Genomic DNA, 25,023 nt, shown 5'->3' on the forward strand with positions numbered 1-25,023 from the left:
CGCTACCTTCTCGGCTCATACCGCATGACCATCGCCCCCGCGGCGAGCTCCTGTCGGCCCACGAGCTTCAAGTCGACATACTTCGAGAGCCCCGCGAACAACGTCGGCCCGTGGCCCGCCAGCCGGGGATGCACCACGAACTCGTACTCATCGATCAATCCGAGCTCCGCCAACGCCAGCGGGAGCTTCACGCCTCCCACGTACAGTCCCTTCCCCGGCTGATTCTTGAGCTGTTGAACAGCCTTCCCCAGATCCCCACGCACGAGCTCCGCGTTCCAATCGACCCGGTCCAGGGTGCTGGACACGACATACTTCTTCGCCGCGTTGATCGTCTGGACGAAGGGGTCCATCAAATCAGGCCCCTCTTTCGCCCCTGCCTGCGGCCGGAACGCTGCCTCCATCATTTCGTAAGTGACCCGGCCAAAGAGGAGGGCATCGGCACGCCCGAGGGTCTCGGCCGTGTGACGATGCAAGTCCTCGTTCGCGGGACTCGCACGATGATCACAGCACCCGTCCAACGTGATGTTGATGGAATACCGGAGAGGTCGCATTCCATGAGCGTACCGCCGGCCCAAGGCCATCGTCACTCACCCGGCGATGAAGTCCTTCAAGTCATCGGGAAGCGGTGACGCAAAGGTGACGGTCTCCCCGGTGCCCGGGTGTGGGAACGAGATGCGCTCCGCATGAAGCGCATGGCGCGGCAACCGCAGCCGGGCCCACGCCTCCGGCTCCAGCGAGTGCTTGCTGAACCGGTCGAAGTAGCCCGGGTCCGGCCCGTACATCTTGTCGCCCACCAGAGGAAAGCCCGCCTCGCGCAGGTGGATGCGGATCTGATGCTGCCGTCCCGTCTCCGGAAAGCAGCGCAGCAGCGCGAACGGCGCACCGTCGTGCACGAAGCGCTGAAGCACCTGGAACCGCGTCCGGCTGGGCTTGCCCACCACCGGGTCGATGCGCACGGCGATGCGGATCAGGTCCGTGCCCTCCGCGATGGGCGCGTCCACGACGAAGGTGTCCTCGGCGGGCTGGCCCTCGCACAGCGCCAGGTACTCCTTGTGCACATCGCGCGACAGGAACAGTCCGCCCAGCACGCGGCAGGACTCGGTGGTGCGGCCGCACACCACCAGCCCGCTCGTCTCGCGGTCCAGCCGGTGCGCGGGCTCCGCGAAGCGCTCACCGAAGCGCTCGCGCAGGAGCGTCACCAGCGTGCCCTTGTGGTAGCGCGCGGTGGGGTGGATGGGCAGCCCCGCCGGCTTGTCCAACACCAGCAGCCAGTCATCGGAGAAGACGACAGGCAGCTCCGTGGGCGTCACGGGCTCCTGGCTCGCGGGGCGGCGGATGCGGAAGGTGAGCCCCGGGTACACGGGCGTGGAGGGCTTGAGCCGGTACTCGTCGCACAGGACGCCGCGCAGGATGATGCCCCGCACGCGCTCCAGGTTCATGCGGCGGATCTTCTCGCAGAGGTACCGGTCCAACCGCCACCCCGCGTAGTTCGGCTCCACGACGAACGGGATGTCGACGTAGCCGTCGGGCACGGCCGGAGCGCTCTCGGAGTCTTCACGCATGGCGGACCCGACGCTCTACCACGCTTTGAAACACGAAGGCCGCCCGGCCCCCGCGCACGAAGACGCGAGCACCCGGCGGCCTGATTGCTTCACGAACGCGTCACCTCACCCGAAGGCGCGCTTCGTCTCCACGCTCAGGAAGCGCGCGTACAGGTCCGCGATGCGCTCGCCCGTGCGGCCGTCCCACAGCTCCGGCACACGGCCCTTCTTGAAGTCGCCGGACAGCACGCGGTTCGCGGCCTCGCGGATGCGCGCGGGGTCGGTGCCCACCACCTCGTTGGAGCCCACCTCCACGGTGATGGGGCGCTCGGTCTGCTCGCGCATGGTGAGGCACGGCACGTTCAGCGCGGTGGTCTCCTCTTGCAGACCGCCAGAGTCCGTCATCACCAGCTTCGCCTGCGACGTGATGGACAGGAACTCCAGGTAGCCCATGGGGTCCACCAGCTTGAGCCCCGGCGTCTGCTCCAGCTTGGAAGCCAGCCCCTGCTCGGAAATCATCTTGCGCGTGCGAGGGTGCACCGGGAACACGACGGGCAATTCCTTCGCCACGTCCATCAGCACGCCCAAGAGGCCCGCCAGCAGCTTCGGGTTGTCCACGTTGGACGGCCGGTGCAGCGTCGCCACCACGTAGCCCTTGGGCGTCAGGCCCAGGTTCTTCAGCGTGGGCAGCTGGTCGGCCTTCTCCTTGGACGACAGGAGCGAGTCGATCATCACGTTGCCCACCAGGTGGATGTGCTTCGGGTCGATGCCCTCCTTCAAGAGGTTCGCGTCCGCGTCGCGCGACGGCGTGAGCAGCAGGTCGGAGAGCCGGTCGGTGACGACGCGGTTGATCTCCTCCGGCTGGTGCCGCTCGAAGCTGCGCAGGCCCGCTTCCACGTGGGACAGCGGAATGGCCAGCTTGGACGTGACGAGCGCCGCGGCGATGGTGCTGTTCACGTCGCCCACCACGGAGACCAGGTCCGGCTTCTCCTGGAGGAAGACCTTCTCCATCTCCACCATCATCTTCGCCGTCTGCTCGGCATGACTGCCGGAGCCGATGCCCAGGTGGATTTCAGGCGGAGGTAGGCCCAGGTCCGCGAAGAAGACATCACTCATCTTCGCGTCGTAGTGCTGGCCGGTGTGGATGACGAGCTGCCGCAGGGACGTACGCGCGGAGATGGCCCGGTGAATGGGTGCCACCTTCATGAAATTGGGACGCGCGCCAACGATGTGGATGACCTTCTTCATGTCGCCCCGGAAGCTAGGCATGGCGCCAGTTCTGGCCAGTGGTGGGCGCCAGTCAGCCCCTCCCCAAGCGCGGCGAGACGTCCTGAATCTGATAGATGCCGCCCCATGCCCGCCTCCCGCACCGTGGCCGTCATCCCCGCCCGCCATGCCAGCACCCGCTTCCCTGGCAAGCCGCTCGCCCTCATCGCCGGCCGTCCGATGATCGAACACGTCTGGCGCCGCTGTCAGGAAGCCCGCGCCTTCGACGAGGTGTGGGTGGCCACCGACGACACGCGGATCCGCGACGTCGTGGAGGGCTTCGGCGGCAAGGCGGTGATGACCAGCCCCGCCTGCCCCACCGGCACGGACCGCATCGCGGAGGTGGCCCGCGCCCGTCCGGACGTGGAGGTGTGGGTGAACGTGCAGGGAGATGAGCCGCTCGTGGACCCCGCCGCCCTCAAGGTGCTCGCGGAGCTCTTCCAGGACGAAGCCGTGAACATGGCCACCCTGGTGCGCCCCCTGGAAACGGAGGAGGTGGACAACTCCAACGTGGTGAAGGCCGTGCTCGCCCTCAACGGCGACGCGCTCTACTTCAGCCGCTCCGCGGTGCCGCACGCCCGTGACCCAGGCACACCCGTGCGCCGCTGGGCCCACCTGGGCCTCTATGGCTACCGGCGGGACACGCTGCTCCAGCTCGCCTCCTTCAGCCCCACCCCGCTGGAGGAGACGGAGAAGCTGGAGCAGCTGCGCGCCCTGGAGAACGGCCTGCGCATCCGCTGCGCCAGCGTGTCCTGGCGCACCGTGGCGGTGGACGTGCCGGAGGACGTGGCCCGCGTGGAGGCCGTGATGCGCGAGCGCGGTTGATACACACCCGCGTGCACGCGCTCAGATGACCGGCAGCTCGTCCGGCTCGTCGCCCTTCGGGAACGCCGCGTCGATGCGCTGGATCTCCTCCTTCGTGAGCTTCAGCGAGGCCGCGCTCGCGTTGTCTCGCACGTGCGCCGCGTTGCTCGCCTTGGGGATGGCGAACACCGACGGCCGGCGCACCAGGAACTGGAGCGCCACCTGGAAGGGCGTCACGCCGTGCGCCTTCGCGATGGACGCCAGCACCTTGCCGCCCGCGCTGGAGGGTGACGGGAACTGCCCGTTGCCGAAGGGGCTGTAGGCCACCACCGCCACGCCCTGCGCCTCGCACCACGGGATGACCGCGTGCTCGATGGCGCGCTCCTCCAGGTGGTACAGCACCTGGTTGCACGCGATGCGCCCCTTGCCCGCGAGGGCCAGCACCTCCTCCAGGTCCTCCACCCCGAAGTTGCTCACACCCCAGGAGCGGATCTTCCCGGCCGCTACGAGTTCCTCGAAGGCCTCCACCGTGCCCTCCAGCGGGTGCGAACCGGGCCAGTGCAGCAGGTAGCAGTCCAGGTGGTCCGTACGGAGCCGCTTCAGGCTGCGCTCGCAGGCGGCCACCGCGCCCCTCCGCGTCGCGTTGGACGGCATCACCTTGGAGACGAGGTACACCTCCTCGCGCCGGCCTTCGATGGCCTTCGCCACCAGCGTCTCCTCCACCCGCCCCTGCCCGTAGAGCTCCGCGGTGTCCAGGTGTGTGAGCCCCAGGTCCAACCCGGCGCGCAGGGCTCGGACGGCTGCGTCCGCGTCGTCATCCTCCATCTGCCAGGTGCCCTGTCCGATGACGGGCACCGCCACTCCGGTGTTGCCAAAGACGCGCTTCTCCATTGGCCCCTCCTCGCGTGGAACGTGCCTTGGAATACCACCCAGGCCTCCCGCCTGCATCCCGGCCCTGCGGACACCGTCCAGGCTGCACGGCCCGCGACAGTCCGGTAGGCTCCGCCGGTGCCTCCCTCCGTCACCGCTCCGACACCGCACCTCTCCTCCGGGGTCACCGGGCGCCGCCTGCTGGCGCTCGCCCGCCCCGAACTGGGCACGCTGCTCGTCGCCACCCTCTTCCTGTTCATCAGCAGCGGCGCCAGCCTGGTCTACCCCCAGGGCGTCCGCATCCTCATCGACGAGGCCCTCAACGCGAAGAACCGCGGCCTCATCGACAAGGCCGCGCTCGTCATGCTGGCCGTCTTCCTGGTCCAGGGCGTGGCCACCGCCGTGCGCTTCTACCTCTTCACCAACGCCGGCGAGCGCGTGGTCATGCGCCTGCGCCATGACTTCTTCCGGCGCCTCATGGACCAGGAGGTGGCCTTCTTCGACACGCGCCGCACCGGAGAGCTCACCAGCCGGCTCGCCTCCGACACCACCGTGCTCCAGAACACCGTGAGCGCGAACATCTCCCAGGGGCTGCGCAACGCCGTGCAGGCCCTGGGCGGCATCGTGCTGCTCTTCTACACCTCGCCCTCGCTCACCTTCCTCATGCTCGCCATCGTGCCGCTCGTCGCCGTGGGCGGCATGGTCTACGGCCGGCGCGTGCGCGGGCTGTCGCGCAACGTGCAGGACGCGCTCGCCAAGGCCAGCGAGGTCGCCGAGGAGAGCCTGTCCGGCATGCGCACCGTGCGCTCCTTCGCGGCGGAACCGTCGGAGGTGGCGCGCTACGGCAACGCCGTTCGCAACGCCTACGAGGTCGCCCGCAACCGCGCGCGTCAGTCCGCCGCCTTCATGGGTGGCGCCTCCAGCGCGGGCTACATCGCCGCGGTGGTGGTGTTCTGGTACGGCGGCCGGCTGGTGGTGGACGGCGAGCTCTCCGTGGGTGCCCTCACCTCGTTCCTCATCTACACGATGCTCGTGGCCGTCTCCCTGGGCTCCCTGGCGGACCTCTGGGCGGACTTCATGCGTGCCTCTGGCGCCGCCGAGCGCGTCTTCGAACTGATGGACCGCGCGCCCGCCATCCCCGCCAACGAAGGCGAGCGCCCCGACACCGTCGAGGGCCGCGTGGAGCTGCGCGACGTGCACTTCGCCTACCCCACGCGCCCGGACGTGCCGGTGCTCCAGGGCATCGACCTCACCGTCAACGCCGGCGAGGTCGTCGCCGTGGTGGGCTCCTCCGGCGCCGGCAAGTCCACCCTCGCCGCCCTCCTGTCGCGCTTCTATGATCCGCTCCAGGGCGAGCTGCGCCTGGACGGCCGCCCCCTGAAGTCCCTGGACCCCAGCTGGCTGCGGAGCCACGTGGGCATGGTCGCCCAGGAGCCCCTGCTCTTCTCCTGCTCCATCGCGGACAACATCCGCTACGGCCGCCCGGACGCCACCGACGCGCAAGTTGAAGCCGCCGCGAAGGCCGCGAACGCGCACGACTTCATCCAGCGCTTCCCGGACGGCTACCGCACGGAGGTGGGCGAGCGCGGCGTGCAGCTGTCCGGCGGCCAGAAGCAGCGCGTGGCCATCGCGCGGGCCGTGCTCAAGGACCCGCGCATCCTCATCCTGGACGAAGCCACGTCCGCCCTGGATTCGGAGAGCGAGCACCTGGTGAAGGACGCCCTGGACCGGCTGATGCAGGGCCGCACCACGCTCATCATCGCCCACCGCCTGTCCACCGTGGCCAACGCCCAGCGCGTGCTGGTGATGGAGCACGGCCGCGTGGTGCAGAGCGGCACCCACTCCACCCTCATGACGCAGGACGGCTTGTACCGCCGGCTCGTGGAGCGCCAGGTCGTCGCAGCCTGAACGCTCGTTCCCCGGACGACCCCCGCCCACCTCGCGCTCTTCATGGCGAGAAATCGGGGCGCGCATTATCTCTGCTGCCGCAAGAAAGGAGGTGATGCCTTGAACGACAGCAAGATCAAGGCGTCCACCTCCGTCGCGGTGGCCTGCTAACGCGGGTTGTCCCCGGCGGAAGTGACGCCTGCGGTAACGAGTCGCCCCCGCCTTTGCCGGCGGGGGCGACTTTTTTCGTCCCCCCTCCCTACCGGGAATGTCCTGTCCACCCACCGGTTCGTGGCCGCCGGGGGGAAGTGCCATCCACGACCGTCGGGGTCGCCTGCCGGAGAACTTCCGTGTCCATCACGCCGTGTCCCATCCCGCTGCCCTCCGCCCTCCGTGACGAGGAGACGGTCGATGACCAGCGCAATCTTTTTTGTCCCAACTACGACGCCTGCCTGCACCAGGTCGTGAAGAAAGGCTGGGACGGCTGGAGTTGCCGGGGGTGCGACCTGCGCCACTTCCGCGTCGGCCAGCCCACCGCCCAGCAGTTCGCCGTGGCCCGGCCAGGCGGTTGGGACGCGCAGTGAAGGGCTGACCTCGCGGGTTGAGGCCAGCCGGCCGTCCGTGCGTCAGAGAATATTTGACGCACCCTGGCCCTCTTGGCAGGAAGGGACATGCGCTCCAAGAAAACCAAGTTCATCTTCGTGACGGGCGGCGTGGTCAGCTCGCTGGGGAAGGGACTGGCCTCCGCATCCATTGGCGCCCTCCTCGAGAACCGCGGGCTGGACATCACCCTCATCAAGCTGGATCCCTACATCAACGTGGATCCGGGCACGATGAGCCCCTTCCAGCACGGCGAGGTCTTCGTCACCGAGGACGGTGGCGAGACCGACATGGACCTGGGCCACTACGAGCGGTTCACCCACGCCCGGATGAGCCGCCTCAACAACTTCACCTCCGGCCGCATCTACAACGCGGTCATCACCAAGGAGCGCCGGGGCGAGTACCTGGGCAAGACGGTCCAGGTGATTCCGCACATCACGGATGAGATCAAGGCCAGCATCCGCCAGGCCGCCCAGGACGTGGACGTCGTCATCGTGGAGGTCGGCGGAACGGTGGGCGACATCGAGTCCCTGCCCTTCCTCGAGGCCATCCGCCAGATGCGCTACGACGTGGGCAGCCAGAACGCCGTCTACATCCACCTGACGCTGCTGCCGTACATCGGCGCCGCGGGTGAGGTGAAGACCAAGCCCACGCAGCACTCGGTGATGAAGCTGCGCGAGATCGGCATCCAGCCGGACTTCCTCCTGTGCCGCACGGACCGGGAGATTTCGCGCGAGCTGAAGGACAAGATCGCCATGTTCTGCAACGTGGACAACGGCAACGTGTTCACGTCCCCGGACGTGCGCAGCATCTACGAACTGCCCCTGGAGCTGCACCGCCAGGGCCTGGATGAGCGGCTGGCGGAGGTGCTCAACATCTGGAGCCGCGCGCCCCACCTGGAGAAGTGGGAGACCATCGTCCGGAAGATCTACGAGCCCGCGCGCGGTGAGGTCACCGTCGCCATCGTGGGCAAGTACGTGAACCTCACGGAGAGCTACAAGAGCCTCAACGAGTCCCTGCTCCACGGCGGCATCGCCAACGACGTGCGCGTGAAGCTGCGCTTCGTGGACAGCCAGGACGTGGAGGCGCAAGGCCCGGACAAGACGCTCGCGGGCGTGGACGCGGTGCTCGTGCCCGGCGGCTTCGGCGTGCGCGGCACGGAAGGGAAGATCGCCGCGGTCCGCTACGCGCGTGAGAACAAGCTTCCGTTCTTCGGCATCTGCCTGGGCCTCCAGATGGCCGTGGTGGAGTTCAGCCGCACCGTGCTGGGCTTGAAGGGCGCCAACAGCCTGGAGTTCGACGAGCACACCGCGCACCCCGTGGTGACGCTCATGGAGAGCCAGGTGAAGGTGCAGGACAAGGGCGGCACCATGCGCCTGGGCAGCTACGCGTGCGCGCTCAAGCCCGGCAGCGTCGCGCACAAGCTCTACGGCCAGGAGTCCATCCAGGAGCGCCACCGCCACCGCTACGAGGTCAACAACTCCTACCGCGGCCGGCTCCAGGAGGCCGGGCTCGTCATCTCCGGCCACAACCCGGAGCTGAACCTGGTGGAGATGATTGAGCTCGCGGACCACCCGTACTTCGTGGGCTGCCAGTTCCACCCCGAGTTCAAGAGCAAGCCCTTCGCCCCCCACCCCCTGTTCTCCGGCTTCATCGGCGCGGCGCTCGCCCAGCGCGACGCCCACCGGACCCAGGCCCCCGCCGCCGCCCCGGTGCGCTCATGAGCAACACCCCCTCCATCGAGCTGTGCGGCCACAAGGTCGGCCCCGGCCAGCGCCTCTTCGTCATCGCCGGCCCGGACAGCATCGAGTCCGAGGAGATGGCCCTGCGCCACGCCCACCTGCTCAAGGGCATCACCTCCCGGCTGGGCGTTCCGTATGCCTTCAAATGTTCCTATGACAAAGCCAACCGGACCAGCGGCAAGTCGTTCCGCGGTCCGGGTTTGAAGGAAGGTCTGAGAATCCTGGACCGTATCCGTCGGGAGGTGGGGGTGCCCGTTCTCACGGACGTCCATGAAACCAGCCACGTCGGGCCTGCCGCTGAAGTCGTGGATATCATCCAGATACCGGCCTTCCTGTGCCGGCAGACGGACCTCGTGGAGGCGGTGGCCCGCTCGGGCAAGGGGGTGAACTTGAAGAAGGGACAGTTCGTCGCCCCCAAGGACATCGTCCACTCGGCGCGCAAGGCCGTGGAGGCGGGCAACCCCAACGTGCTCGTCACCGAGCGGGGCTCCTCCTTCGGATACAACAACCTCGTCGTGGACATGCGCGGCTTCGCCCAGATGCGCGAGGCCGGCCTCGTGGTCTGCATGGACGCGACCCACGCCGTCCAGCTCCCCAGCTCCAGTGACGGAAAGACAGGCGGTGAGCGAAGATTCGTCTCACTGCTTGCTCGCAGCGCCGCCGCCGCCGGGATTGACGCTTTATTCACAGAAGTCCACGAAGACCCCGACCGTGCCCTGTGTGACGGTCCGTGCTCGCTCAATCCACAGATGTTCGAGGACGTGGTACGAGATGTGCTCAGCATCCGCCGCGCGCTGGGTCACGAAGCCAGTTGATGCATGCGAAAGGTGAGGAGGCCATGCCGACGGAAGCGCCTTCCAAGCCGGGCAAGGAAGAGCTGACGTCCCGTGCGTCGCGCGTGCGACTGCTCGTGTTCGACGTGGATGGCGTCCTCACCGACGGCGCGCTGTATTACGGCGACAACGGCGAGGTGATGAAGCGCTTCAACGTGAAGGACGGCCATGCGCTCGTCATGGCCCGGCTGGTGGGCCTGCCCGCCGCCATCCTCACCGCGCGCTCGTCCCGCATCGTCGAAGCGCGAGGCCGAGAATTGGGCCTCGCCGCCATCTTCCAGGGCCGCAAGGAGAAGGGTCCCGCCCTCCTTGAATTGCTCGCCCAACTCCAAATACCCGCGAACCAGTGCGCGTACATGGGAGACGACCTGAACGACCTGGACCCCATGTCACTCTCAGGGCTTTCCGCCTGTCCGGCGGATGCTGTTCCAGAGGTGCGCCAGGAAGCAGACTTCGTTACGACGAACGTGGGCGGTCACGGAGCCGCCCGTGAGCTTGTGGAGCTGTGCCTCCGTGCCAGTGGCCGTTGGGACGACGCCGTGGGTCTGATGAGAAGCACAGATAAACGCAGCACGTCGTAGGGTGGGTTGATCAAACCCCGCATTCAAGGTAGGTGTTTATTTCCATGGCTAGTGGAACGATGCAGTCCGAGGGGAGTACGGCGATGACGGACCAGCTCTACACGACGCACGACATCAGTCGGTTGCTTCAAGTGGACCCGTCGACGGTGAGCAAGTGGATTGACCGCGGCATCCTGATGGCCTTCCGGACTCCGGGTGGCCACCGCCGGGTGCGTTCGACGGACCTGCGCACCTTCCTGGTCACCCACCAGATGCCCGTGCCCGAGGAGCTGGGCAGCAGCACGGTGCGCCTGCTGGTCGTGGACGACGAGCGCCCGGTGCTGGACGCCATCAAGCGCGCGTTCAAGCCGCACGCGAACCAGGTGGAGCTCCAGACCACCACGAGCGGCGTGGAGGCCCTGCTGCTGGTGTCGGAGCAGAAGCCGCACGGGATGATCATCGACCTCAACATGCCGGACATCGACGGCATCGAGGTCTGCAAGCGCATCCGCGCGCGCAAGCAGATGGAGGGAGTGCGCCTCATCACCATGACGAGCATGCACACGCCCGACGTCGTGGAGCAGTCCAAGCAGGCCGGCGCGGTGGCGTGCCTGGCCAAGCCGCTGGACGTGACTCAGGTGATGGAGCTGTTCCGGGTACCGCTGGCGCTCAACACCAGCGCTGCTCGCAAGTGATGGGACGGGGGCTTCCGCCGGCCACCGCGGAAGCCCTCGGGTCGCAAGGATGCTTGCGGGAGTCGCCGCGCCTCGCCGCAGCGAGGGCAGCGGCCTCCCTGATGGGGTGTTGATGCACGTGCATCAACCCTGGACCTTCACCTCGACGACGCGGGGCTTCGTCTCCTCGCGGCGCGGCAGGGTGAGGGTGAGCACGCCATTGTCGTAGCGGGCCTCCACGCGGGTCGCGTCCACCGTCTCCGGCAGCCGGAACTGGCGCGCGTACACGCCCGAGGCGCGCTCCTGGCGCCGCAGGGTGCTGCCCTCCGGAACGGTCTCGGCCTTGCGCTCGGAGCGCACGGTCAGCACACCGTCCTCCACCTTCACCTGGATGGCCTTGGCGTCATGGCCCGGCAGGTCCACGCGCAGCGTGATGCCGGACTCGGCCTCCAGGATGTCCGCCGCGGGCGTGACGGTGCGCTCGGCGTCGTTGCGGACGCCCGGCGAGGCCAGCTCGCGGAAGAGGAAGTCGAAGTCGCGCAGCAGCGGGTGGGTGACCGCGGCGTTGTTGAAGGGATAGCGAGCGTTCAGCATGGTCGTCTCCTGTTCGTGACGTCCCTTGGGACGCACGTCGTGCGGGTTCACGGTCGTTGTTGAAGTGGGTGGCCGGGTTCCTGTTTCCAGGAGCGCCCGGCAGCGCCTCACAAGACTCAAGAGAACCATGCTTCGGGACGTGTCAAGCAACGGCCCCGCACGTCCTGGAGCCCCCGCCCAAGGCCCCGTGCCCGCCTGCCTGCCTGCCCTCCTGGCGGGAGGCCGCGAACTTCGCGTCAGTCGTCGTCGCGGCCCAGCGTGACGGCGGCGCCTTCCTCGTCCCGGGTGACGCGCACCTGCCAGGGGCGGCAGCAGACGGGGCAGTCCTCCACGTAGGACTCGGAGGAGGCCCCCAGCGAGTCCACGTCGACTTCGACCTCTTCACCGCAGTACGGGCACATCTGGGTGGCGGCGTCCGCGAATGGCTGCATGGTCCAAGCCTCCTTGCCCTCAAGGCATGTTCGGTGACGTGGACTGAGCGTCCGCGCCATCAGACGCTAGAATCCCCACCCCATGGCTCCCCCTTCCCGGAATCGCATCGCGGACATCCTCATCAAGGCGCGCGTCATCGACGAGCTGCAGCTGCGCAGCGCGCTCGCGTCACTGGACCAGTGGGGCGGACGCGTGTCGCGCGTCGTCTCGGACCTGGGGCTGGCGTCCGAGGAGACCATCACCCAGGCCATCTGCCAGGGGCTGGGAATGCCGCGCGTGCAGCTGGGCAACCTGACGAAGGACGCGGCGGCGCTCGCGCGCGTGGACGTGGGGCTCGCCGAGCAGAAGGGCATCTTCCCCGTGCAGCTCAAGGACAACGGGAAGACGCTGGTGCTGGCGATGTCCGACCCCACGGACCTGGCCACGTTGGACCAGGTCGCGGCGCGCAGCCGCGCCCGCGTGGTCCCCATGGTGGCGGGCGACCGTGAAATCGAGCACGCCATCCTGCGCCACTACCGCGGCCAGGAGCCGGTGGAGAAGAAGCGCTTCAAGCCCGACACGAACAAGCAGCAGGACGCGGGCGAGTTCCCGGAGGAGGAGGAGTTCAAGGTCGTGGACATGAGCGGCAAGACGGTCGTGAAGCGCATCAGCGACATCGTCGACCCGAACGCCGCGCCACCGCCGCCCCCTGCCGCCCCTGCTCCCGCCGCGCGCGCGGCCCCCGCGCCCGCCCCGGCGAGCGCGGGCTCCAGCGCCTCGGACATCCTGGATGAAATCCTCGCGGGCGGCTCGCCCACCAACGAGTGGACCGAGGAGGACCTGGCCCGCCTGCAGACGGTGCAGCAGAACCAGGAGAAGAGCTCCAAGATTCTGCGCGCCCTGCTGGAGCTCGTCTTCGAGAAGGGCGCCGTGCAGCAGCGCGAGCTGGCCGCGCGCATGCGCGTCTGACCCTGTCTTGTTTTGTTTCAGCCCACCTCGCGCAGCTCGCGCGCGGTGAGCCCCAGCAGCGTGAGGATGGTGTCCAGCCCGCCGGCGGAGATGGACGTGTCGGCGGCCTCGCGCAGCTTCGGCCTGGCGCGGAAGGCGATGCCCAGCCCCGCCTTCTCCAGCATCAGCAGGTCATTGGCCCCGTCACCCACGGCGATGACCTGCTCCAGCAGGATGCCCTCCGCTTTCGCCAGCGTCTCCAGCAGCTCCGCCTTGCGGCGCGCGTTGACGATGGTGCCCACGGTGCGGCCGGTGAGCTTCCCGTCCTGGACCTCCAGCGTGTTGGAGTACGCGAAGTCGATGCCCAGCCGCTTCTGCAGCGCTTCCGCCGCCACGGAGAAGCCGCCGCTGATGACCGCGGTGCGGTAGCCCAGGCGCCGGAGCACGCGGATGAGCGTCTCCGCGCCTTCCGTGAGCGGCAGGTTCGCGGCCAGCTCGTGCAGCACGCGCGCGTCCAGCCCGGCGAGCAGCGCCACGCGCTGGCGCAGGGACTCGTCGTAGTCCATCTCCCCGTGCATCGCGCGCCCTGTGATGGCGGCCACCTTCGCGTGGACGCCGTACGCGCGCGCCAGCTCGTCGATGACCTCGATGCGGATGAGCGTGGAGTCCATGTCCATCACCACCATCCGCTTGCCGCGCCGGTAGAGGCTCTCGCGCTGGAGGGCGACGTCGAACGTGGGGCTCGCCATGGACAGCGCCAGCAGCGCGCGCTTGAGCGCCGCCGTGTCGGCATCCGGCGGCAGCGTGACGTGCAGCTCCACCGCCGCGAGCGGCGTCTCGCTCAGCCGGGTGATGCGCTCCACACGCGCGTTGCCCGCCACCAGCTGTTGCGTCAGCGCATGCACGTCGTGCACGCCCAGCGCCTTGCCCACCGCGGTGACGACGTAGCGCAGCGGCTCCGGCCCCGGCGCTGGAGACGTGATGGCCGGAGGCACCGCGCGCACGTCCACCGTGACGCCCAGCTCCCGGGCCAGCTCGGGGAGCGCCTGGAGGGACTCGCCGCCGGGCAGGCGCACCCAGAGGGCCAGGGTGAGCAGGCCCTGCACCACCACCTGCTCCACGTCGAGCAGCTCCGCGCCTGCTTTCGCGAGCAGGCCGGTGAGGCGGGCGGTGGTGTCGGGGCCGTCCCTGCCGGTGACGGTGAGGAGGACGCTGTCAGAGGGGCGCGTGGACATGGGCGCGCCGCAGTCTGACAGGTCTCCGCGGGCACGGGCGAGCCTCGCGAGGAGGCCCGCCTGCCCGGCCTGCGACTACTCCTGCGGATCCGACGACAGGATGAGCGCGCCGCGGTCCAGGTACTCGCGCTCCGGGAAGGCCTTGTAGAAGTCCGCCAGCATCGCGTCCACGTCCGGGTAGCGCTGCTCGCGCCGGTCCTGCGTGGCCTTGTCGAAGAGCTGATCCAACCCGCTGGGCGCCTCCGGGTTCACCTCCGACGGCAGCGGCGAGCGGCGGCCCGGAATCTGACCGGTGAACATCTCGTAGAGAAGGATGCCCAGGGCGTACACGTCCGCGGCGGGACCCGCCTCCTGGACGCCCTTGTTCATCAGCTCCGGCGCCATGTAGACCATGCCGCCCGTGCCCACGAACACCTGGGGCATGCCCTTCGTCGCGTCCACCTCCACCACGCGGCTCATGCCGAAGTCCGCGAGCTTCGCGTTGCCGTACGCGTCGAAGAGGACGTTCTCCGGCTTGATGTTGTGGTGGGTGAGCCCCGCGGCGTGCGCGGCCTTCAGTCCGTACGCCAGCTGCAGGAAGGTGCGCAGCGCGTGCTGCACATCAATGCCCTTGCCGCCGGCCGCCTCCAGCCGCTCCTTCAGGCTGCCGCGCATCAGCTCCACCACGAAGTAGGGCCGCGCCGAGTCCACGTTCTGGTCGAGGATCTGCACCACGGCCGGGTGGCGCACCTGCGCCTGCGCGCACAGCTCCTTCTTCAGGCGCTTGAGCACCTCACCGCGCTGCAGGAAGGAGAAGTAGGCGAAGATGTCCTTCAGCTCCTTGATGCAGATGTCCAGCCCCAGGGCGTTGTAGCGGCCCTTGAAGACCGTCCCCAGCGGCCCCGTGCCAATGGGGTCGAACTTCTGGTAGCGCAGGTCCAGGTCGCTGGAGCCCTTCGCGGCGGCGGCAGCGGCGGCATGGGGAACCGGGGCTGCGGGAGCGGGGGTCGTGGCGGGAGAGGGCATCGGAGCGGGCGCGGCGGCGAGCGGAGGGGTGATGATGAGCGGTTGGGACGCGCTGGGAACCGGCGCGGTCACGACCACGGGCTGGGTCGCGGGCGCCGGCGGCAGCCCGATGAAGGTCTCCCGGCGTCCTTCCGCCGGGCCATCCTGGCGGAACGCCGGCTGGGGCTGCGGCGTCGCGATGGGCGGCGGCGCGGCGGGCTGCATCTGGGTCGCGACCTGCCCCAGGTCCAGCGCCGGCATCGCCACGCGGTGCGTGCGCGACGGCGGCACCGGCGGCGGCCCCACCTGGGACTGGGCGGAGGCCCCGGCCGAGGAGGACGGATCCACCTCCGCCTCGTCCAGGAGCAGCTCCGGCGGCGGCGGCGGGACGCTCATCGGTTCGTCCTCGTCCAGCGGACGGCCGATGTGCGTGGCGTCCTCCGCCGGCAGGAGCTGATCCGCGAAGAAGTCGTCGACCTCCGACGCGAACCGGTCCTGCAGGTCCCCCTCCACCACCCGCTCACCCGTTTCGGTGAGCTTCAGCTGGGCCTCGCGGTCCATGGCGATGTAGTGGAACTTGCGCAGGAAGAAGAAGTAGCTGTCGAACTCCAGCGAGACGGACGGCTCGAGGGCGGCCTTTACGTCGGCCAGCTTGTTCGAGCGTCCCAGGCGGCCGTTCTCCCGCAGATTCTGCAGGATGAGCAGCGCCTCGCCACTGACGGTGTCACGATGGATTGCGGGCTTCGTCATGGGTGCGCGGACTCTACGCGGCACCCGCCCGGCGCTTCAACGTCTGGTGCGACGAAGAAGCGCCTGGGGACTCTCCCGGGCCCTACCGGATGCGCAGGAGCTGCTTCACCGTCTCCAGCACTTCCACGAACCGCACGGGCTTGCGCAGGTAGATATCCACCCCCAGCTGCATCGCCCGGTCCTGGGCCTCCTTGCCACCCGCGGAGATCGCGATGACCGGGATGCCCTTGAGCTCCTCCTCCTCCCGGATGCGCTCCACCAGGGCGAAGCCGTCCATCACCGGCATGTAGAGGTCCAGCATCACCAGGCTGAAGCGGTCCTCGCGCAGCCGCAGCAGGGCATGGTGCCCGTCCGGGGCGAAGTGGACCTCCAGCGGCACCTTCCCGTGCAGGTCGTTGCTCGCGAGCTTCTTCAGCACGTAGCTGTACATCTCGATGATGTGCGGGTTGTCCTCGACGATGAGCACACGGAACCCGTCCTGCTCCGAAGGGGTCACCGCGCTGTCGTTGGGTCCCGCCGCACTCAAGATGTCACCCAGTCGCCGCCGGTCCTGCTCGCTCTCCACACGGATGCCCACGCCGCCCGGCTGATCGGGCGCGGCCAGGCGCACCCACGCCACCGTCCCGGCGACTTCTACCGGATCCAGCAGTCCCGGGAAAGAAAGAGCAAGTCGCAGCTCGTCCCCCACCGCGAAGAGCTGCTCGGTCTGGACGAAGAACCCTCCGGCGGAGAGGTTTTCCGTCACGTCCCGGAGCGGCCGGCCATGGGCGTAGTCCACCCGGAGGATGGTGGGGATGCGAGGGTGCTGCCGCTGGTCCGCAGGGTCCAGGCTCATAACAAGGGGTTGAAATCGCTCGGTAATTTGCTGAGGGCGGCCCAGTCTACCGCCGAGGGTTTATGTTGACAACGAAGCCATTGGAGCAATACGTACCGGCCCGCCATGGCGGAGCCCCTGTTCACTCCTGAAGAGCAGAAGAAGTTCGACGCGGGGATCGCGGAAATCCTCTCGCACTACCCCTCTGATCGCAAAAGCGCCGGCATGCTTCCCGCGCTGCGCCTGCTGCAGGACCTCAAGGGGTGGTTGCCTCCTGAAGGTCTTCGGCTGGTGGCGAAGAACCTGGAGGTCACGCCGGAGCGCGCCTACGAGGTCGCCAGCTTCTACGTGATGTACCACCTCAAGAAGCCGGGCAAGTACGTCATCGACGTCTGCACGAACCTCTCCTGCTCCCTCTGGGGCGCGGAGAAGATGCTCGCGTACCTGGAGCAGAAGCTGGGCCTGACCGCCGGGGAGACGAACGACAAGTTCACCCTGCGCGAGACGGAGTGCCTGGCGTCCTGCGGGACGGCGCCCTGCCTGCAGATCAACGAGGATCACCACGAGAGCCTGACCCAGGCGAAGCTGGACGCCATCCTGGCCCGGCTGTCGTGAGTCGCCCCTCCTCCCCCTCGCTTTCCTAGGACGTTCATCCATGGCCTCTACGGCAAAGGCGGTCGAACCCGTCATCTCGGCGGCCTGGGGCAAGCCCCAGTCCTGGACCCTGGACAGCTACCGCTCGCGCGGCGGCTATGACGGGCTCAAGCGCGCGCTCACGATGGAGCCCGCCGCCATCATCGACGAGGTGAAGAAGTCCAACCTCCGCGGCCGCGGCGGCGCGGGCTTCCCCACGGGCATGAAGTGGAGCTTCGTCCCCAAGGACAGCCCCAAGCCCAAGTACCTGGCCGTCAACGGCGACGAGTCCGAGCCGGGCACCTTCAAGGACCGCTACATCCTGGAGAACGACCCGCACATGATGCTGGAGGGCATCGCCATCGCGTCGTACGCGCTGGGCGTGCACACCTGCTACGTGTACCTGCGCGGCGAGTTCAAGTTCCAGGCGGAGCGCACCCAGGCCGCCATCGACGAAGCCTACAAGGCCGGCATCTTCGGCAAGACGATGATGGGCAAGGACTTCGCGCTCGACTGCTTCGTCGTGCGTGGCGCGGGCGCGTACATCTGCGGCGAGGAGACGGCGCTGCTGGAGTCCCTGGAGGGCAAGAAGGGCTGGCCCCGCCTGAAGCCCCCCTTCCCCGCGGTGGTGGGCCTCTTCGGCAGCCCCACGGTGGTGAACAACGTGGAGACGCTCGCCAGCGTGCCCCCCATCCTCGCCAAGGGCGCGGAGTGGTACGCGAAGCTGGGCACGGAGAAGTCCGGCGGCACGCACCTGGTCTGCCTGTCCGGCTCCGTGAACCGCCCCGGCGTCTACGAGGTGGGGATGCACACCACCATCCTGGAGCTGATCCACGACGACCAGTATGGCCAGGGCATGCCCAAGGGCCGCAAGGTCAAGGCGGTCATCCCGGGCGGCTCCTCGGCGCCGGTGCTGGGCGCGGACGAGCTGGACGTGGCGCTGGAGTTCGAGGCGCTGAAGATGAAGCAGACGATGGCCGGCTCCGGCGGCGTCATCGTGATGGACGACGCCACCTGCATGGTGCGCAGCCTCTGGCGCGTGGCCCGCTTCTACGCGGAAGAGTCCTGCGGCCAGTGCACCCCGTGCCGCGAGGGCACGCCGTGGCAGACGCGCCTCTTGCGCAAGATCGAGGAAGGCCGCGCGGAGCTGAGCGACATCGACATGCTGTCGAACGTCGCCTCCTCCATCGCGCCCTACCCCCCCATCGGCCTGGGCAACACCATCTGCGCGCTGGGTGACGCGGCGGCGCTGCCCACGCACTCCTTCCTCATGCGGTTCCGGGACGAGTTCGAGGCTCACGTACGGGAGCACCGCTGCCCGTACGGTGACCACCCCTGGGGTTCCTTCGGAGACTGGTCTTGAACATCGAATTGGTCCTCTTCGGCGTCTTCGCCGTCATGACGCTGCTGTCGGCGGGGCTGGTCATCACCGCGCGGAGCCCCATCAACTCCGCCATGGCCCTGGTGTCGACGTTCTTCTTCCTGGCCGGCATCTACGTGCTGCTCTGGGCCCACACGGTCGCCGCCGTGCAGGTGCTCGTGTACGCGGGCGCCATCATGGTGCTCTTCCTGTTCGTCATCATGCTGCTCAACCTGGGTGACGCCCCGCACCGCGGAAAGCCCACGGCGACGCGGCTCCTGGGCGGCGCCTCCGCGGTGGGCCTCCTGGCCGTGCTGGCCGTGACGCTGGGCCGGATCAAAGCGCCGCCCGCGCAGCTGGACGCGCAGGGCCAGGCGGCCTTCGGCACCATGGCGGCCATCGGCGAGACCATCTTCACCACCTGGCTGCTGCCCTTCGAAGCGGTCAGCCTGCTCCTGCTGGTGGCCATGGTGGGCGCGGTGGTGGTGGCCAAGTCCCGCATCTGACCCTCGCGACCTTCCGGACAACCCAATGGTCCCCATCACCTATTACCTCCTGCTGGCCGCGGCCCTCTTCTGCATGGGCATGTTCGGCGTGCTGGTGCGCACCAACGCGCTGGTCGTCTTCATGTGCGTGGAGCTGATGCTCAACGCGGTCAACCTCACGTTCCTGGCCTTCGCGCGCATGCACGGCGAAGGCACCGGTCACGTGTCCGCCTTCTTCGTCATCGCCGTGGCGGCCGCGGAAGCGGCCATCGGTCTGGCCATCGTCATCGCGGTCTTCCGCAGTCGCGGATCCGTGAACGTCGACGACATCCGGACGATGAAGCACTAACGCCCCGTCACCCCTGAGCCCATCCATGGACGGAATCGTCGAGTTCTTCAGAACCGCACCCATCCCCCCCGAGGTGTTTTCGCCCTCGCTGGGGTTGATCATCCTGCTGCCGCTTCTGGGCGCGTTCGTGTGCGGCGTGTTCGGCAAGTGGCTGGGCCGGGCCAACGTGCACCTGGTGGCGTGCTCCGCCATCGCCGGCGCCTTCGTGCTGAGCCTCCTGGCCTTCTGGGCCACCAGCGACGCCGCCGGCGGCCGCGTGGTGAGCATGGCCAACCCGTTCGGCATCGAGCGGGACACCATCCGCTACGCCATCGCGCACGACTACGGGACGTGGTTCGCCGCCGGTGACTTCCGGGTGAACTTCGGCCTGCTGGTGGACCACCTGTCGGGCATCCTGCTGCTCATCATCACGGGCGTGGGCTTCCTCATCCACCTGTACTCCACCAGCTACATGGAGCACGACGATGGGTACTGGCGCTTCTTCGCGTACCTGAACCTCTTCGTCGCCGCGATGCTCACGCTGGTGATGGCCGACAACCTGGTCCTGCTCTTCGTGGGCTGGGAGGGCGTCGGCATGGCCAGCTACCTGCTCATCGGCTTCTGGTACACGGACAGCGCGAAGGCGTGGGCGGGCCGCAAGGCGTTCGTCACCAACCGCATCGGTGACTTCGCGTTCCTCATCGCCACGTTCCTGCTCATCCTCACGGTGGGTGCCTTCAACCGCCAGGCGGACCCGCGGGACTACAACGCGGCGTCCACGTCGCGCGCCCGCTACGAGCAGGGCATCTCCCAGAAGGGCCCCGTCACCTTCAAGGGCCTGGAGAAGCTGGCCCTGGCCCTGCCGGAAGGCACGGGCGGCGCGGTGTCCCTGGCCACGCCCATCGAGTCCGGGCCGCTGGCGGGCTACACCTTTGGCGGTGTGATGACGTCCATCATGCTGCTGTTCCTCCTGGGCGCCGCGGGCAAGAGCGCGCAGCTGCCGCTCTACGTCTGGCTGCCGGACGCGATGGCCGGCCCGACGCCGGTTTCCGCGCTCATCCACGCCGCCACGATGGTGACCGCGGGCGTGTACCTGTTCTGCCGCATGAGCGCGCTGCTCGTGCTGTCCCCCACCGCCATGGCGACCATCGCCATCGTGGGCGCGCTCACGTCACTGCTGGCGGCGCTCATCGCCTTCGCGCAGGACGACATCAAGAAGGTGCTCGCCTACTCCACGGTGTCCCAGCTGGGCATCATGTTCATGGGCGTGGGCATGGGCGTCTTCTGGGCCGCCGCGATGCACCTGATGACGCACGCGTTCTTCAAGGCCTGCCTGTTCCTGGGCGCCGGCAGCGTGATGCACGGCAACGGGGACGAGACGGACATCAAGAAGCTGGGCGGCCTGTGGAAGGAGATGAAGTGGACGCACGCCACGTTCCTCATCTCCACGCTGGCCATCACGGGCATCTTCCCCATCATGTCCGGCTTCTTCTCCAAGGACGCCATCTTCCACGGCGTGCACCACAACCACCTGCACGGCCTGGAGTGGGTCTCCGGCTTCGTCTACGTGCTGGGCCTGCTCATCACCGCGTCTACGGCGTTCTACATGTCGCGCGTCTACCTGCTGACCTTCACGGGCAAGCGGTCCCCGGAGGCGAAGCTGGCGCACGCGCATGAGAGCGCGTGGCACATGACGCTGCCGCTGGTCATCCTGGCGTTCCTCGCCTTCGTGACGTTCGTCTATGCCCTGCCCCTGATGCCCCGCACGGGCGGCGGGACGCAGCCGGTGTTCGAGAACTTCCTCTCCCCCGTGCTGCGCCCGGCGGAGACGGTGGCCCGCGTGGCCAAGACGGTGCAGCTGGACACCAGCTCGCCTTCCGTCGGGGACTACGCCTTCGCGTGGATGTGGGCGCTCGCGGGCGGCGCGGCCGCGGCGTTCGCCTACCTGAAGTTCTTCCCCTCGCGAGTGGGCCAGCCCGTGCCGGCGTTCGCCCGCGCGGTGCGCCGCACGGCGCTCAACAAGTTCTACGTGGATGAGCTCTACGAGTTCATCCTCATCCGGCCGGTGAAGTTCGTGGCCTTCATCCTCTTCCGCGTGGTGGACGCGCTCGTCATCGACACGGTGCTGGTGCGTGGCACCGCGTACGTCACGGAGAAGGTGGGCCTCGGGCTGCGCCGGCTCCAGACGGGTGACGCGCAGGCCTACGCCGCCATCATGGCGCTCGCCATCCTGGGCGGCGCGGTCTACGCCCTCGTGCAGGTGCTTTCATGAGCTTCTTCGACACCCACCTGTTGAACGTCGTCATCTACCTGCCGCTCGTGTTCGCGGCGCTGGTGCTCGCGCTGCCCGCCAGTGAGCACGGGCAGGTCCGCGCCATCACCTTCGTGGGCATGCTGCTGGACCTGGTGTTCGGCGTCTGGGCGTACTTCCGCTTCGAGCCCTCCGGCGCGGAGTTCCAGATGGAGTACCGCGTCCCGTGGTTCGAGCAGTTCGGGATGAGCTACCACCTGGGCGTGGACGGCCTGGCCGTGAGCCTGCTGCTGCTGACGGTGTTCCTGGGCCCGCTGGTGGTGCTCGCCTCCACCACGTACATCCAGCACCGCATCAAGGAGTTCCACCTGGCGCTGCTGGTGCTCCAGACGACGATGCTGGGCGCGCTGGCGTCGATGGACGTCCTGCTCTTCTACATCTTCTTCGAGGCCATGCTCATCCCCATGTACCTGATGGTGGGTGTGTGGGGCGCCGAGGACCGGCGCATGGCGGCGGTGAAGTTCTTCCTCTACACGCTGGTGGGCTCGCTGCTGATGCTGGTGGCCATCGTGGCCGTGTACTTCATCAGCGGCGGACCGGGTGTGCGCTCGTTCGACTACGGCACGCTCTACAACAACCTGCTCGCCGCCAATCAGCAGCTGGCCGCGTGCGCCAACGGGCCGGAGGGCGCGTGCGCGTCCCTCACGGGTCTGGCCGCCACGCTGCACACCTACGGGCCGTGGATGTTCGCCGCGTTCGCGCTGGCGTTCGCCATCAAGGTCCCCATGTGGCCGGTGCACACCTGGTTGCCGGACGCGCACGTGCAGGCGCCGGTGGCGGGCTCCATGATCCTGGCCGGCGTGATGCTGAAGATGGGCACCTACGGCTTCTGGCGCTTCGCGATTCCGCTCTTCCCCGTGGCGGCGCACGCGGCCCGTCCGTTCCTCGCGGTGCTGGCCGTGATTGGCATCGTGTACGGCGCGCTGATGTGCCTGGCGCAGCGGGACATCAAGAAGCTCATCGCGTACTCGTCCGTCAGCCACCTGGGCTACTGCATGCTGGGCCTGCTCGCCGTCACCGGTGAGGGCGCCACGGGCAGCGCGTATCAGATGCTCAACCACGGCATCTCCACGGGCGCGCTGTTCCTCCTGTTCGGCTTCCTCTACGAGCGCCGCCACACGCGCCTGATGTCGGACTACGGCGGCATCGCCAAGGTGATGCCGGTGTTCACCGCGGCGTTCGTCATCATCACCTTCTCGTCGGTGGCGGTGCCGGGCACCAACGGCTTCATCGGCGAGTTCCTGGTGCTGATGGGCACGTTCAAGAGCACCCTGCCCCTGGGCTTCGGCGCGTTCGCCACGCTGGGCGTCATCCTGGGCGCGGCGTACATGCTGTGGATGGTGCAGAAGGTGTTCTTCGGCAGCATCACGCACCGGGAGAACCAGCACCTGCGCGACATGAACCTGCGCGAGATGCTCACCACGGCCCCCTTCATCGTGCTGGTGGCGGTGATGGGCCTGATGCCGCAGCCCTTCCTGGACCGCATCGCTCCGTCCACGGACCGCTACGTGGCGCGCGCCAGCGTGGGCGCTCCGGGCGCCACCCAGGCGAAGGACGACCAACTGCGCGTGGAGGTGATGTCGCTGCCCTCCACCGCCGCCGCGGCCCGCCCCTCCGTTCCCGCCGCGCCGCTCGCCGTTCGCGAGTAGGCCCCGAAAGACTCCATGAACCTGCCAAATCTCACCCTGGCGGATTTCCTCCCCCTGCTGCCCGCCATCATCATGGTGGTGGCAGCCTGCGTCCTGCTGTTGTCGGAGGTGTTCCTCTCCGCGACGGCGTCCCGTGGCTACCAGGCGGTGCTCACCGTCGTGGCGGCGGTGGCCAGCGGCGCCGTGGCCGTGGGCCTGATGTTCGAGCCGCCGCAGGAGGTGTTCCTCGGCTTCGGCGTGCTGGACCCCTTCTCCAGCTTCCTCACCCTGGTGGTGAGCGTGGGCCTGGGGCTGGCGGCGCTGAGCGCGGTGGGCTTCCTGCGCAAGCGTGGCGCTGAGCGCGGTGAGTTCTACGCGCTGATGCTCTTCGCCTCCGCGGGCATGAGCCTGCTGGCGATGTCGTCGGAGTTCATCACCATCTTCGTCAACATCGAGGTGCTCTCCATCGCGACGTACGCGCTGACGGCGTACCTGCGCCGCGGCACGCGCCCCAGCGAGGCGGGCTTCAAGTACTTCATCCTGGGCGCCTTCTCCTCCGCCATCCTGCTGTACGGCACGGCGCTGCTGTACGGCGCCACGGGCACGACGAAGCTCAACGACATGGCGGGCCCGCTGCAGCAGGCGCTCTCCACGACGCCGGCGCTCGTCTACGTGGGCGCGGTGCTCATCGCCGCGGGCTTCGCGTTCAAGGTGGCGGCCGTGCCGTTCCACATGTGGACGCCGGACGTGTACGAGGGCGCCCCCACCCCGGTGACGGCGCTCATGAGCGCGGGCGTGAAGGCGGCGGCGTTCGCGTCGCTGGTGCGCGTGTTCGTCACGGTGGGCAAGGACATGAACTCCCAGCTGCCGCTGATGCTCTTCGCCACGCTGGCGCTGCTCACGATGATCGCCGGCAACCTGATGGCGATTCCGCAGCGCAACGTGAAGCGCATGCTGGCGTACTCCTCCATCGCGCACGCGGGCTACCTGCTGCTGGGCGTGGCGGCGCTGTTCGTCGTGGCCCCGGGCGAGAGCTTCCGCCTGCTGTCCGCGTCGTCCCTGTCCGGTGGCACGCCGCTGGACGTGGCGCGCTCGGACGCGCTGCGCGGCATCCTGTACTACCTGCTGGCGTACACCTTCAGCGCGACGGGCGCCTTCGCCATGGTCTCCGCGCTGGAGCGCCGCGAGGACGAGGAGAAGGGAACCGCGTGGGACCTGGAGCGCTTCGCGGGCCTCGCGCAGCGCCGTCCGGGCTGGGCGTTCGCCATGGCGGCCTTCATGCTGTCCCTGGGCGGCATCCCCCCCACCGTGGGCTTCATGAGCAAGCTGCTCATCTTCCAGGCCGCCATCGACGTGGGCCTGGTGGGCCTCACCGTGGTGGCGGTGCTCAGCAGCGCGGCGGGCGCGTATTACTACCTGCGCGTCGTGGTCTACATGTTCATGCACCCCGTGCCCGAAGGCGCGCAGCCGCTGGAGCGCCACTGGGGTACGGAGGCCGCGCTGGTCATCTCCACCGTCGCCGTCGTGCTGCTGGGCATCCTCCCCGGCCACGTCACCGACTGGCTGGCCCAGGCCGGCACGCTGTTCGGCCGGTAGGCTTTCGCCGGCAGCTCGCGGCACCCGACGCCCGCCTCGGCCCCTGGCCCTGGCGGGCGTTGTCGTTGCGGGGCATGGCTCACGGCGTCATGGCCGCCGTGCATTGCAGAAGTGAAATGGATCCGCGCCGCGTCATGCGGGCGGCGGCAACGCGGCGATGATGCAGGGA

24 protein-coding genes are annotated in these 25,023 nt (G+C 68.5%); 15 read left to right on the forward strand and 9 right to left on the reverse strand.

Annotated features, from left to right (window positions below):
• Positions 1-2: 2 nt before the first annotated feature.
• From D7X30_RS06630 to wecB, 3 genes are all read right to left on the reverse strand, one after another.
• On the reverse strand, positions 3-581 hold the full coding sequence (locus D7X30_RS06630; RefSeq protein ID WP_199724225.1) for a dihydrofolate reductase family protein: 579 nt from the start codon (positions 579-581) through the stop codon (positions 3-5).
• A gap of 6 nt (positions 582-587) precedes the next feature.
• Positions 588-1,562: an RluA family pseudouridine synthase gene (locus tag D7X30_RS06635; protein ID WP_120562000.1), complete on the reverse strand. Its 975-nt coding sequence runs from the start codon at positions 1,560-1,562 to the stop codon at positions 588-590.
• 105 nt (positions 1,563-1,667) lie between these two features.
• The gene (wecB, locus tag D7X30_RS06640; protein ID WP_120562001.1) at positions 1,668-2,789 is read right to left on the reverse strand and encodes a non-hydrolyzing UDP-N-acetylglucosamine 2-epimerase; all 1,122 of its coding nucleotides are present in this window, start codon (positions 2,787-2,789) and stop codon (positions 1,668-1,670) included.
• Positions 2,790-2,894: 105 nt separating this feature from the next.
• Here wecB and kdsB point away from each other — a divergent pair, with 105 nt between their 5' ends.
• On the forward strand, positions 2,895-3,632 hold the full coding sequence (gene kdsB, locus D7X30_RS06645) for a 3-deoxy-manno-octulosonate cytidylyltransferase (protein ID WP_120562002.1): 738 nt from the start codon (positions 2,895-2,897) through the stop codon (positions 3,630-3,632).
• Between the two features lie 21 nt (positions 3,633-3,653).
• Here the strand turns inward: kdsB and D7X30_RS06650 are convergent, their stop codons facing one another.
• Positions 3,654-4,502: an aldo/keto reductase gene (locus D7X30_RS06650; RefSeq protein ID WP_120562003.1), complete on the reverse strand. Its 849-nt coding sequence runs from the start codon at positions 4,500-4,502 to the stop codon at positions 3,654-3,656.
• Between the two features lie 117 nt (positions 4,503-4,619).
• Here D7X30_RS06650 and D7X30_RS06655 point away from each other — a divergent pair, with 117 nt between their 5' ends.
• The 6 genes from D7X30_RS06655 to D7X30_RS06680 all read left to right on the forward strand — a co-directional run bounded on the left by D7X30_RS06655 (position 4,620) and on the right by D7X30_RS06680 (position 10,798).
• The gene (locus D7X30_RS06655) at positions 4,620-6,389 is read left to right on the forward strand and encodes an ABC transporter ATP-binding protein (RefSeq protein WP_120562004.1); all 1,770 of its coding nucleotides are present in this window, start codon (positions 4,620-4,622) and stop codon (positions 6,387-6,389) included.
• A 329-nt stretch (positions 6,390-6,718) separates the two neighbouring features.
• On the forward strand, positions 6,719-6,952 hold the full coding sequence (locus D7X30_RS06660; RefSeq protein ID WP_120562005.1) for a hypothetical protein: 234 nt from the start codon (positions 6,719-6,721) through the stop codon (positions 6,950-6,952).
• A gap of 87 nt (positions 6,953-7,039) precedes the next feature.
• Positions 7,040-8,692 (forward strand): CTP synthase, encoded by a 1,653-nt coding sequence (locus D7X30_RS06665; protein WP_120562006.1) that lies wholly within the window; start codon positions 7,040-7,042, stop codon positions 8,690-8,692.
• On the forward strand, positions 8,689-9,525 hold the full coding sequence (gene kdsA / locus D7X30_RS06670) for a 3-deoxy-8-phosphooctulonate synthase (RefSeq protein ID WP_120562007.1): 837 nt from the start codon (positions 8,689-8,691) through the stop codon (positions 9,523-9,525). Before D7X30_RS06665 ends, kdsA begins: the two co-directional genes overlap by 4 nt.
• Positions 9,526-9,548: 23 nt before the next feature.
• Positions 9,549-10,124, forward strand: a complete 576-nt coding sequence (locus tag D7X30_RS06675; protein WP_120562582.1) for an HAD family hydrolase — start codon at positions 9,549-9,551, stop codon at positions 10,122-10,124.
• 44 nt (positions 10,125-10,168) lie between these two features.
• Complete coding sequence (locus D7X30_RS06680; protein ID WP_120562008.1) at positions 10,169-10,798, forward strand: response regulator; 630 nt, start codon at positions 10,169-10,171, stop codon at positions 10,796-10,798.
• A 123-nt stretch (positions 10,799-10,921) separates the two neighbouring features.
• Here D7X30_RS06680 and D7X30_RS06685 read toward each other — a convergent pair whose 3' ends face one another.
• Complete coding sequence (locus D7X30_RS06685; protein ID WP_233591430.1) at positions 10,922-11,371, reverse strand: Hsp20/alpha crystallin family protein; 450 nt, start codon at positions 11,369-11,371, stop codon at positions 10,922-10,924.
• A 236-nt stretch (positions 11,372-11,607) separates the two neighbouring features.
• Positions 11,608-11,802 carry a CPXCG motif-containing cysteine-rich protein gene (locus D7X30_RS06690; protein ID WP_120562009.1) on the reverse strand — a complete coding sequence of 65 codons (195 nt, stop codon included), beginning with the start codon at positions 11,800-11,802 and terminating at the stop codon, positions 11,608-11,610.
• Between the two features lie 82 nt (positions 11,803-11,884).
• Here D7X30_RS06690 and D7X30_RS06695 point away from each other — a divergent pair, with 82 nt between their 5' ends.
• Positions 11,885-12,751, forward strand: coding sequence for a general secretion pathway protein GspE (locus D7X30_RS06695; RefSeq protein WP_120562010.1), 867 nt, complete (start codon positions 11,885-11,887; stop codon positions 12,749-12,751).
• Between the two features lie 17 nt (positions 12,752-12,768).
• Here D7X30_RS06695 and serB read toward each other — a convergent pair whose 3' ends face one another.
• From serB to D7X30_RS06710, 3 genes are all read right to left on the reverse strand, one after another.
• Positions 12,769-13,965 carry a phosphoserine phosphatase SerB gene (gene serB / locus D7X30_RS06700; RefSeq protein ID WP_120562011.1) on the reverse strand — a complete coding sequence of 399 codons (1,197 nt, stop codon included), beginning with the start codon at positions 13,963-13,965 and terminating at the stop codon, positions 12,769-12,771.
• Positions 13,966-14,040: 75 nt separating this feature from the next.
• On the reverse strand, positions 14,041-15,699 hold the full coding sequence (locus tag D7X30_RS06705; RefSeq protein ID WP_120562012.1) for a serine/threonine-protein kinase: 1,659 nt from the start codon (positions 15,697-15,699) through the stop codon (positions 14,041-14,043).
• A gap of 82 nt (positions 15,700-15,781) precedes the next feature.
• Complete coding sequence (locus D7X30_RS06710) at positions 15,782-16,534, reverse strand: TIGR02266 family protein (RefSeq protein WP_120562013.1); 753 nt, start codon at positions 16,532-16,534, stop codon at positions 15,782-15,784.
• Between the two features lie 105 nt (positions 16,535-16,639).
• On the opposite strand from D7X30_RS06710, the gene nuoE reads away from it, so the two are divergent.
• From nuoE to D7X30_RS06745, 7 genes are read left to right on the forward strand one after another with little or no spacing between them, the layout of a single operon-like run.
• On the forward strand, positions 16,640-17,128 hold the full coding sequence (gene nuoE, locus D7X30_RS06715) for an NAD(P)H-dependent oxidoreductase subunit E (protein WP_120562014.1): 489 nt from the start codon (positions 16,640-16,642) through the stop codon (positions 17,126-17,128).
• A 40-nt stretch (positions 17,129-17,168) separates the two neighbouring features.
• Positions 17,169-18,509, forward strand: coding sequence for an NADH-quinone oxidoreductase subunit NuoF (gene nuoF, locus D7X30_RS06720; protein WP_120562015.1), 1,341 nt, complete (start codon positions 17,169-17,171; stop codon positions 18,507-18,509).
• Positions 18,506-19,012 (forward strand): NADH-quinone oxidoreductase subunit J, encoded by a 507-nt coding sequence (locus D7X30_RS06725; RefSeq protein ID WP_120562016.1) that lies wholly within the window; start codon positions 18,506-18,508, stop codon positions 19,010-19,012. The genes nuoF and D7X30_RS06725 overlap by 4 nt, the downstream gene beginning before the upstream one ends.
• Positions 19,013-19,037: 25 nt before the next feature.
• Entirely contained in the window at positions 19,038-19,340 is a 303-nt protein-coding gene (gene nuoK / locus D7X30_RS06730) for an NADH-quinone oxidoreductase subunit NuoK (RefSeq protein WP_120527355.1), read from the forward strand.
• A 25-nt stretch (positions 19,341-19,365) separates the two neighbouring features.
• Entirely contained in the window at positions 19,366-21,591 is a 2,226-nt protein-coding gene (gene nuoL, locus D7X30_RS06735) for an NADH-quinone oxidoreductase subunit L (RefSeq protein ID WP_120562017.1), read from the forward strand.
• A complete protein-coding gene (locus D7X30_RS06740) occupies positions 21,588-23,279 on the forward strand; it encodes a NuoM family protein (RefSeq protein WP_120562018.1) in 1,692 nt (563 codons plus the stop codon). The genes nuoL and D7X30_RS06740 overlap by 4 nt, the downstream gene beginning before the upstream one ends.
• A 15-nt stretch (positions 23,280-23,294) precedes the next feature.
• Complete coding sequence (locus tag D7X30_RS06745) at positions 23,295-24,854, forward strand: NADH-quinone oxidoreductase subunit N (RefSeq protein ID WP_120562019.1); 1,560 nt, start codon at positions 23,295-23,297, stop codon at positions 24,852-24,854.
• Positions 24,855-25,023 lie beyond the last annotated feature (169 nt).

Source organism: Corallococcus sp. AB011P, assembly GCF_003611605.1.
Taxonomy (GTDB): domain Bacteria; phylum Myxococcota; class Myxococcia; order Myxococcales; family Myxococcaceae; genus Corallococcus; species Corallococcus coralloides.

What these genes read in the sequence shown, in the direction of transcription:
- D7X30_RS06630 (WP_199724225.1), bottom strand. Translation starts at nt 581, where the DNA reads ATGGCCTTGGGCCGGCGGTACGCTCATGGAATGCGACCTCTCCGGTAT.
- D7X30_RS06635 (WP_120562000.1), bottom strand. Translation starts at nt 1,562, where the DNA reads ATGCGTGAAGACTCCGAGAGCGCTCCGGCCGTGCCCGACGGCTACGTC.
- wecB (WP_120562001.1), bottom strand. Translation starts at nt 2,789, where the DNA reads ATGAAGAAGGTCATCCACATCGTTGGCGCGCGTCCCAATTTCATGAAG.
- kdsB (WP_120562002.1), top strand. Translation starts at nt 2,895, where the DNA reads ATGCCCGCCTCCCGCACCGTGGCCGTCATCCCCGCCCGCCATGCCAGC.
- D7X30_RS06650 (WP_120562003.1), bottom strand. Translation starts at nt 4,502, where the DNA reads ATGGAGAAGCGCGTCTTTGGCAACACCGGAGTGGCGGTGCCCGTCATC.
- D7X30_RS06665 (WP_120562006.1), top strand. Translation starts at nt 7,040, where the DNA reads ATGCGCTCCAAGAAAACCAAGTTCATCTTCGTGACGGGCGGCGTGGTC.
- kdsA (WP_120562007.1), top strand. Translation starts at nt 8,689, where the DNA reads ATGAGCAACACCCCCTCCATCGAGCTGTGCGGCCACAAGGTCGGCCCC.
- D7X30_RS06675 (WP_120562582.1), top strand. Translation starts at nt 9,549, where the DNA reads ATGCCGACGGAAGCGCCTTCCAAGCCGGGCAAGGAAGAGCTGACGTCC.
- D7X30_RS06680 (WP_120562008.1), top strand. Translation starts at nt 10,169, where the DNA reads ATGGCTAGTGGAACGATGCAGTCCGAGGGGAGTACGGCGATGACGGAC.
- D7X30_RS06685 (WP_233591430.1), bottom strand. Translation starts at nt 11,371, where the DNA reads ATGCTGAACGCTCGCTATCCCTTCAACAACGCCGCGGTCACCCACCCG.
- D7X30_RS06690 (WP_120562009.1), bottom strand. Translation starts at nt 11,802, where the DNA reads ATGCAGCCATTCGCGGACGCCGCCACCCAGATGTGCCCGTACTGCGGT.
- D7X30_RS06695 (WP_120562010.1), top strand. Translation starts at nt 11,885, where the DNA reads ATGGCTCCCCCTTCCCGGAATCGCATCGCGGACATCCTCATCAAGGCG.
- serB (WP_120562011.1), bottom strand. Translation starts at nt 13,965, where the DNA reads ATGTCCACGCGCCCCTCTGACAGCGTCCTCCTCACCGTCACCGGCAGG.
- D7X30_RS06705 (WP_120562012.1), bottom strand. Translation starts at nt 15,699, where the DNA reads ATGACGAAGCCCGCAATCCATCGTGACACCGTCAGTGGCGAGGCGCTG.
- D7X30_RS06710 (WP_120562013.1), bottom strand. Translation starts at nt 16,534, where the DNA reads ATGAGCCTGGACCCTGCGGACCAGCGGCAGCACCCTCGCATCCCCACC.
- nuoE (WP_120562014.1), top strand. Translation starts at nt 16,640, where the DNA reads ATGGCGGAGCCCCTGTTCACTCCTGAAGAGCAGAAGAAGTTCGACGCG.
- nuoF (WP_120562015.1), top strand. Translation starts at nt 17,169, where the DNA reads ATGGCCTCTACGGCAAAGGCGGTCGAACCCGTCATCTCGGCGGCCTGG.
- nuoK (WP_120527355.1), top strand. Translation starts at nt 19,038, where the DNA reads ATGGTCCCCATCACCTATTACCTCCTGCTGGCCGCGGCCCTCTTCTGC.
- nuoL (WP_120562017.1), top strand. Translation starts at nt 19,366, where the DNA reads ATGGACGGAATCGTCGAGTTCTTCAGAACCGCACCCATCCCCCCCGAG.
- D7X30_RS06740 (WP_120562018.1), top strand. Translation starts at nt 21,588, where the DNA reads ATGAGCTTCTTCGACACCCACCTGTTGAACGTCGTCATCTACCTGCCG.
- D7X30_RS06745 (WP_120562019.1), top strand. Translation starts at nt 23,295, where the DNA reads ATGAACCTGCCAAATCTCACCCTGGCGGATTTCCTCCCCCTGCTGCCC.